Below are 7,370 nucleotides of genomic sequence, written 5' to 3' on the forward strand. Positions count from 1 at the left end.
GCCGGATAAGCAATGAAGCTGGTCAGCTACAACATCCAGTACGGGTTCGGCAGCGACGGGCGCTACGATCTTTCGCGCGCCGCGCGCATCGTTGCCGGCGCCGACGTCATTGCACTGCAGGAAGTCGAGCGTCACTGGCAGCGCAGCAATTTCGACGATCAGCCGGAACTGCTTTCCAGCCTGCTGCCCGACTATCACTGGGTCTATGGCCCGGCCTTCGACATGGACGCCAGCGAGCGGCATGACGGCCGTCTGGTCAACCGGCGCCGCCAGTTCGGCACCATGGTGCTGTCGAAACTGCCGATCGTCTGGTCGCGGCTGCATGCGCTGCCGATGCGCCGCACGCAGCGGCCGCTCAACACCCGCAATGCAGCACTTGAATGCATGATCCGCACGCCGGCAGGGCCGGTGCGGGTGTTGTCGCTGCATCTCGCCCATATCGCGGTCGAGGAGCGGCTGGAGCAGATCGACTATCTCCTGGCCGAGCATCGCCGGGCACCGTCCGACGGCGGGCCGTGGAGCGGCGTCGACGACGAGCCCACGCGCAACTGGACCAGCGGCGAAGCGGAGCCGGAAAACCCGCTGGCGGCGATCTGGATGGGCGATTTCAACATGGAGCCGGGCAGCGCCGAATATCGCCACATCGTCGGCAGCACGCCCTACCATCGGGGTGCCGCCTATCTCAGCGGTTTCGTCGATGCCGCCGCCGTTGCCGGGGAGCCGGTTCCGGACTTCCACACCCATGTGAAGACCATCGACGGCAGATTGGCAAAGCGCCGGCTCGACCATTGCTTCGTCGGCGGCATGTTCGCCGGGCGGGTGCGTTCGATCGGTGCCGATATCGGCGAGGTTGCGTCGGATCATTTTCCGTTGCGGGTCGACATCGACCTGGAAACGCCCGGCATTGCCACATGACGCTTTTCGTTTTTTTCGCAGTGCTTGCCGCCGCCGCCATGCACGCGATCTGGAATGCGCTGGTCAAGGTTCATCTCGACCGCTTCCTGTCGATCACGCTGATGACGCTCGGCATGGGCGCGGCGGCACTCGTGGTGCTGCCCTTCGTCGAAGTGCCGAAGGCGGAGGTGTGGCCTTACATCATCGCCTCCGTCATTTTCCACATGGGCTACCGCACCTTCCTGATCGGCGCCTACAAGGCCGGCGATTTCGCCCAGACCTATCCGCTGGCGCGGGGCACCGCACCTCTGCTCTCGGCCTTTGGCGGCATGTTCGTCGTTGCCGAGATTCCCGGCCCGTTCGCCATGCTCGGCATCTTCCTGTTGTCGGCCGGCACGCTGGTGATGTCGTTTCGTGGCGGCGCACATCTGGAAAAACTCAATCTGCGCGCGGTTGGCTTCGCACTGGGCACTTCCATCTTCATTGCCAGTTACACGCTGTCCGACGGCAGCGGCGCACGGCTGGCGGCAACCGCGCAGAGCTATGCAGCCTGGCTGTTCATCTGCGATGCTTTTGGCGCCTTGGTGCTGTGCCTCATCTTCCGCGGGCCGAAGGCGCTGCCGGTGTTGGCGCGCGACTGGAAGGCAGGGCTGTTCACGGGCGTGCTCAGCGGCGCCGCCTACTGGATCGTCATGTGGGCGATGACCAAGGCGCCGATCGCCTCCGTGGCCTCGCTGCGCGAAACCTCGATCCTGTTTGCCATGATGATCTCGGTCTTCGCTCTCGGCGAAAAAATGACCGGCTGGCGCGGTGCCGCCGCGCTCAGCATCGTCGCCGGTGTCGTTGCGCTCAGGCTCGGCTGATTTCGACCCTAGTTGAGCACGGTCATCAGCTGGCCACGTCGTTCCGGACTGAAACGTATGACGACGATGATGCAGATGGCGACCACGCCTGCGAACAGCGCCAGGGCATAGCCATAGCTGCCTCCGGCGCTTTCCGCGATTCCTGCCTGATAGGGGCCGCCATAGGACGCGGCGAGATTGCCCGCCTGATAGATAAAGCCGGGCAAGGTCGCCCGCACCGCCCCGGGCGAAAGCTCGTTGAGGTGCACGGGGATGACGCCCCAGGCGCCCTGGACCGCGACCTGCATGACGAAGGCGCCGATGGCGAGCATGAACGGCGTGGTCGAGTAGGCCCATAGCGGGATCGACGGCAAGGCGATCAGGCAGGCCAGCGTGATGGCGTTGACGCGGCCGATCTTTTCGGACAGCGCGCCGAACGCCAGGCCGCCGACGATGGCGCCGATATTGGCGATGATGGTGATCCAGCTCACCGTATGCGGATCGAAGCCGTGCTGCTTCTTCAGGAAGGTCGGGTAGAGGTCCTGCGTGCCATGACTGAAGAAATTGAAGAACATCATCAGCACGACGGCATAGAGCGCGACACCCCAGTGTTTCTGCAGGGTTTCCCACATGCCCGGTCGAGCCGTCTTCTGCGCTTCGACGAAGGCCGGCGATTCCGGCACATGCGAGCGGATGAAGAGCACAATCAGCGCCGGCACGAAGCTGAGCAGGAACATGGCGCGCCAGCCGATCGTGTAGCCGCCGATCGTCTGCTGATAGAGCAGGCCATAGACCACCGCCGCCAGCAGATAGCCGGCCGGATAGCCGCATTGCAGGATGCCGGAGACCATGCCGCGTGCGCTCGGCGGAATGGATTCCATGGCCAGCGAACTGCCAAGCCCCCATTCGCCGCCCATGGCGATGCCGAACAGCGCGCGCAGGGCGAGGAAGATGCCGAGATTGGGCGAGAAGGCGGCCAGCGCGCCGATCACCGAATAGCTCACGATGTTGAGCATGAGGATCGGCTTGCGCCCGTATTTGTCGGCAAGCATGCCGAAGAAGAACGCGCCGATGAAGCGTGTGGCCAAGGTCAGGAACAGCGCCTTGGAGACCGCGGGCACGTCGGCGTGGAATTCGGTCGCGATATCGGTGAGCAGGAATGTCAGAAGGAAGAAATCGAAAGCATCGAGCGTCCAGCCCAGGAACGAGGCGAGGACGGTCTTCTTCTGCTGCGAATTAAGGGGCAAATCTTCCTCCTCCACCATCATCGATGTGAGGAATTATCAGCCAGTTCAGGGAAGACCGGTGGTCACTTTTTCGCGCGGCTCATTTGATCGAACGCCCCTGAGGTGCGATGAGGAGCGACCGGTGCCATCTGTCGATGAACTCGATCGTGGCTTGACGGTGAGTCTAGATTTCGAGATCAAACACCATCAGCCCGTCCGTGCCGCCTTCCAGGGCAGCGACCAGGCGTGCGCCGGCGCGCTGGTGCGCTTCATGCACAAGATAGGCATCGCGCGCGGCAGCATCGCGGAAGTCGATGGTGAAGCCATGGGTGAAGCCGCGTGCGAACGGCTCCGGGCTGACATTGGCGCTGAATTTTACGGCGTCCATGCCGTCGATCAGCTGTCGCAGCGCCTCGAGATCGGCATGGACCGCCGTGCGCTCGGTAGCGGCGACATCATTGCGAAATCTAGCGAAAACACAGTGCCTGATCATGTCTTGCTCCTCAGCGGCTAAGCAGCCCGGTTTCCGGAAAACACCGCCGGCGGCAGCGGCTCGCGGCCGAGGACCAGATCGGCTCCTTTTTCACCGACCATTATTGTCGGCGCATTGGTGTTGGATGAAGGCACGCGCGGCATCACCGAGGCGTCGCAAACGCGCAGGCCCTCGATGCCGCGCAACCGCAGATCCGGTGTCACCACGGCCATGTCGTCATGGCCCATGCGGCAGGTGCCAACCGGGTGATGGTCGGTTTTGGAGGTGCGGCAGGCATAGTCGAACAGCTCGTCGTCGCTGGCGAGCGACGGCCCGGGCAGCACTTCGCGCAGCACGTAAGGGGCAAGCGCCTTCTGTCGCATGATCTGGCGCGCCAGTCGCAGCCCCTTGATCGACATGGCGCGGTCATAGGGATCGGACCAGTAGTTCGGATCGATCAGCGGGTGGTCGGACGGGTCGGCACTCTTCAGCCGCACCGTGCCGCGTGAGCGCGGCCGCAGGAAGGCCGAGTTCAGGGTGACACCTGGATTGTTCAGCTTCTCGACGCCGGCCTCGATGCCGGATCCCAAGCCGAGATGGAACTGAATGTCGGGCGAGGCGGCGGTCGGGTCGGCGTACCAGAAGCCGCCGGTCTCGAACAGGCTGGAGGCCACCGGGCCTTTCTTCAGCAGCAGATATTGCAGACCGGCCCAGGCCGTGCGGTGCAGCTTGGCGTAGTTGTCATAGGTGTGATCGCCGGTGCATTCGGCGATGACGAACAAATCGAGATGGTCCTGCATGTTGGAGCCGACGCCGGGCAGGTCATGCACCGGCGTGACGCCGACCGACTTCAGATGGTCTGCGGGGCCGATCCCCGACTGCATCAGGAGCTTCGGCGAGCCGATGGCGCCGGACGAGACGATCACCTCGCGCTCGGCGCGCAGGATTTTCTTCTCGCCGCCCGGCCTGTCGACCACCTCGACGCCGATAGCGCGACCGTTCTCGACGACGATGCGCGTCACCAGCACATCGGTTCGGACGGTCAGATTCTTGCGGGCGCGGATCGGCTTCAAATAGGCGACTGAAGCGGACGAGCGCCGGGCATCCTTCTGGGTCAGCTGGTAGTAGCCGACGCCTTCCTGGGCAGCGCCGTTGAAGTCCGGGTTGAAGGGGATGCCCATCTCCTGGCCGGCACGGAAATAGGCCTCGCAGATAGGCAGCGGCGAAATCGGGTTGGACACGCCGAGCGGGCCCTGGTCGCCATGAAAGTCGTTGGCGTAGCGCTGGTTGTTTTCGGCGCGCTTGAAATAGGGCAGCACGTCGCGATAGCCCCAGCCGGCGAGGCCTTCTTCCTTCTCCCAGGCGTCGTAGTCGCGGGCATTGCCGCGCGTGTAGATCTGGGCGTTGATGGACGAGCCGCCGCCGACGACCTTGGCCTGCGTGTACCAGAAGACGCGGTCCTTCATGTGCTTTTGCGGCACGGTCGACCAACCCCAGGAAGCAATGCCTTTGGTCATCTTGGCGAAGCCCGCCGGCATGTGGATGTAGGGGTGCCAGTCCTTGCCGCCGGCTTCCAGCAGCAGGACCGAATTGCTGGGATCTTCGCTCAGCCGGTTGGCCATAACGCAGCCGGCAGGACCGGCGCCCACGATGATATAGTCAGTCATTTCCTGATCCATTCATAGCCGTGGCACCGAGAGCGCGCCGTCGACATTGATGATCGAGCCGGTCGAAAAGCCCAGCTTGCCGCCGGCGAGCGTCGCCACCACCGCGCCGATGTCCGATGCTTCGCCCCAGCGTTTGGCCGGAACCAGGCCGCCGTCGATAAGGGCGTCATATTTGGCGGTCACGCCTGAGGTCATGTCGGTGCGGATGATGCCGGGCCGGACTTCGAAGACGGCGATGTTTTCAGGCGCAAGCCGCAACGCCAGGTTCTTCATCCACATCGAAAGCCCGGCCTTCGAGATGCAGTAGTCCGGCCGTTCCGGCGACGCCATTTCAGCACTGACCGAGGTGATGGTGATGATCGATCTCTGATCGCCTGGCGCAGCCAGCATCGCCTTGGCCACCGCCTGGCTGAGGAAGACGGTGCCGCGCAGGTTGATTCCCAGCGTGCGGTCGAAATTCTCCGGCTTGAGGTCCAAGAGGTCACCGCGCACCACGGCGCCGACGCCGGCATTGTTGACCAGGCAGTCGATGCGGCCGAAGGCGCGCATCGCGGCATCGACAAGTGCTGTATGGGTGTCGAGGTCCGCGATGTCGCACCTGACATAGGCGAATTTTGCGCCACGCTTGGTGATGTCGGGGGCAAGTCCGTCGGCGGCTGTTTCGGCAAGGTCGGCGACCAGAATATCGAAGCCGGCATCCGCCAGTGCCTGGGCGCAGGCGAGGCCGATGCCGCGCGCGCCGCCGGTGACGATGGCGGTGGGGCGGGTCATGCGGCGAGGTCCGTCTTGCGGATGTGGTCAGCAACGCGCAGCGCTTGGGCTGCAATCGACAGCGCTGGGTTGACCGCCGCCGAGTTCGGCAGGAAACCGGCGTCGACGACGAACAGGTTCCGGTGGTCGAAGGAGCGGCAGTAGGGGTCGAGCGCCGCCGTCGCCGGATCGTCGCCCATCTTGATCGTGCCGCATTGATGCGACGGCGTGCGCTTGTCGAAGGGGCGCGACAGCACGATGGGATAGCCGCAGGCGCGGAAGTTTTCGCGCATTACCTTGTTCAGCCCGTCGAGCGACTGCATGTTGGAGCGCCGCCACTGCATGATGATGTCCTTGCCGTCGACCATGATGCGGCTTTCCGGGTCGGGCAGGTCTTCGCACATAAGGTACCAGTCGACGGCGTGGCCGGCCATGAAGTCGAGCGCGAATCCCGGCGTGTACTTGACATTGGCCCGCAGCATGTTGCCGTCGATCTTGCCGAGCAGTTGGACGTTCCCCAGCGGCTTACCGCTCTTGCCGTCGGACAGATAGTAGTCGTTGAGCATCAGCGTCTTCTGGTAGACGGCATCGTTGCGGCGGCGCGGATCGATCGCCAGCATGGCGCTGGAATTGTGGTTCATGAAATTGCGCCCGACCTGGTCTGATCGGTTGGCAAGACCATTGCCATCGGCCGAAGGCGAGCGCAGCAGGATGACGGCGGAATTGACCGCGCCAGCGGAGAGGATGACCAGTTTCGGCGCCACCTTTTTCAGCTCACCATTCTGCCGATAGTGGATGGCAGCAATGGTTTTGCCGTCGGTCGATGCCTCCAGGTACTCGACATAACAGCCGGTCTCGAGCCGGATGTTGGTGTCCTTCAGGGCCGCCGTCAGCGGTCCTGTCTGCGCGTCGACCTTGCCCTGGCCTGTGTTGGGAAACGCGTCCCAGCCGGTCTTGCCCTCTTTCAGCCAGGTGTCGATGTCGACGCCGAGCGGCAGCGAGGCCGGATGCAGGCCGAGGTTTTTCAGCTCGGCGCGGGCGCGGGCGATCGGCGCCTCGTCGGGCACCGGCTTGTAGGCGTAGGGGATCGAATGGAACGGCTCGGTCGGATCCTCGCCCAGTGCACCGCGCACGCGAAACAGCTGTTCGGCTTTCGAATACCAGGGCTCGAATTCCTCATAGGAGAACGGCCATGCCGGCGAGACCCCGCCAAAGTGCTCCATGGCGGCGAAATCTTCCTTGCGGTAGCGGATCAGCACCGCGCCATAGAACTTCGAATTGCCGCCGACATAATAATAATTGCCGGGGTTGAAGGCGGCGCCGCCGGCCTCACGCCACATCTCCTTCGGCCTATAATGGCCGTCGACGAAGATCGAGCGCGTGTCGCGCGCGTGCGGCGTCGCCGGCAACGGCTCGCCGCGCTCGAGCATCAAGATCGAGGCGCCGCTGCCGGCAAGGCCGGAAGCGATCGTGGCGCCGCCGATGCCGGAGCCGATGATGACGATGTCCGGATTTCTCA

At 63.9% G+C, this 7,370-nt stretch carries 7 protein-coding genes; 2 read left to right on the top strand and 5 right to left on the bottom strand.

Going from position 1 to position 7,370, the window contains the following annotated elements; translation table 11 throughout:
* Positions 1 to 12 precede the first annotated feature (12 nt).
* Positions 13 to 915 (top strand): endonuclease/exonuclease/phosphatase family protein, encoded by a 903-nt coding sequence (locus EN949_RS01890; protein ID WP_063173059.1) that lies wholly within the window; start codon positions 13 to 15, stop codon positions 913 to 915.
* Positions 912 to 1,757 carry an EamA family transporter gene (locus tag EN949_RS01895; RefSeq protein WP_013529691.1) on the top strand — a complete coding sequence of 282 codons (846 nt, stop codon included), beginning with the start codon at positions 912 to 914 and terminating at the stop codon, positions 1,755 to 1,757. Before EN949_RS01890 ends, EN949_RS01895 begins: the two co-directional genes overlap by 4 nt.
* An 8-nt stretch (positions 1,758 to 1,765) precedes the next feature.
* Here the strand turns inward: EN949_RS01895 and EN949_RS01900 are convergent, their stop codons facing one another.
* The 5 genes from EN949_RS01900 to EN949_RS01920 form a co-directional block, all read right to left on the bottom strand.
* On the bottom strand, positions 1,766 to 2,983 hold the full coding sequence (locus tag EN949_RS01900; RefSeq protein WP_164754851.1) for an MFS transporter: 1,218 nt from the start codon (positions 2,981 to 2,983) through the stop codon (positions 1,766 to 1,768).
* 163 nt (positions 2,984 to 3,146) lie between these two features.
* Positions 3,147 to 3,455 (bottom strand): Dabb family protein, encoded by a 309-nt coding sequence (locus tag EN949_RS01905; RefSeq protein ID WP_013529693.1) that lies wholly within the window; start codon positions 3,453 to 3,455, stop codon positions 3,147 to 3,149.
* Positions 3,456 to 3,472: 17 nt separating this feature from the next.
* Entirely contained in the window at positions 3,473 to 5,101 is a 1,629-nt protein-coding gene (locus EN949_RS01910; protein ID WP_064995664.1) for a choline dehydrogenase, read from the bottom strand.
* Positions 5,102 to 5,113: 12 nt separating this feature from the next.
* Complete coding sequence (locus EN949_RS01915) at positions 5,114 to 5,872, bottom strand: 3-ketoacyl-ACP reductase (protein ID WP_127370808.1); 759 nt, start codon at positions 5,870 to 5,872, stop codon at positions 5,114 to 5,116.
* Positions 5,869 to 7,370 (bottom strand): GMC family oxidoreductase (locus EN949_RS01920; RefSeq protein ID WP_164782468.1); only part of this gene is annotated, 1,502 nt, incomplete at its 5' end. The genes EN949_RS01915 and EN949_RS01920, both read right to left, overlap by 4 nt.

It is taken from the genome of Mesorhizobium sp. M7A.F.Ca.US.007.01.2.1 (assembly GCF_003998165.1).
In the GTDB taxonomy this organism is placed as follows: Bacteria; Pseudomonadota; Alphaproteobacteria; order Rhizobiales; family Rhizobiaceae; genus Mesorhizobium; species Mesorhizobium ciceri.

Excerpts from the sequence above, each read along its gene's own strand:
- EN949_RS01890 (WP_063173059.1), top strand. The coding sequence starts at position 13 with ATGAAGCTGGTCAGCTACAACATCCAGTACGGGTTCGGCAGCGACGGG.
- EN949_RS01895 (WP_013529691.1), top strand. The coding sequence starts at position 912 with ATGACGCTTTTCGTTTTTTTCGCAGTGCTTGCCGCCGCCGCCATGCAC.
- EN949_RS01905 (WP_013529693.1), bottom strand. The coding sequence starts at position 3,455 with ATGATCAGGCACTGTGTTTTCGCTAGATTTCGCAATGATGTCGCCGCT.
- EN949_RS01910 (WP_064995664.1), bottom strand. The coding sequence starts at position 5,101 with ATGACTGACTATATCATCGTGGGCGCCGGTCCTGCCGGCTGCGTTATG.
- EN949_RS01915 (WP_127370808.1), bottom strand. The coding sequence starts at position 5,872 with ATGACCCGCCCCACCGCCATCGTCACCGGCGGCGCGCGCGGCATCGGC.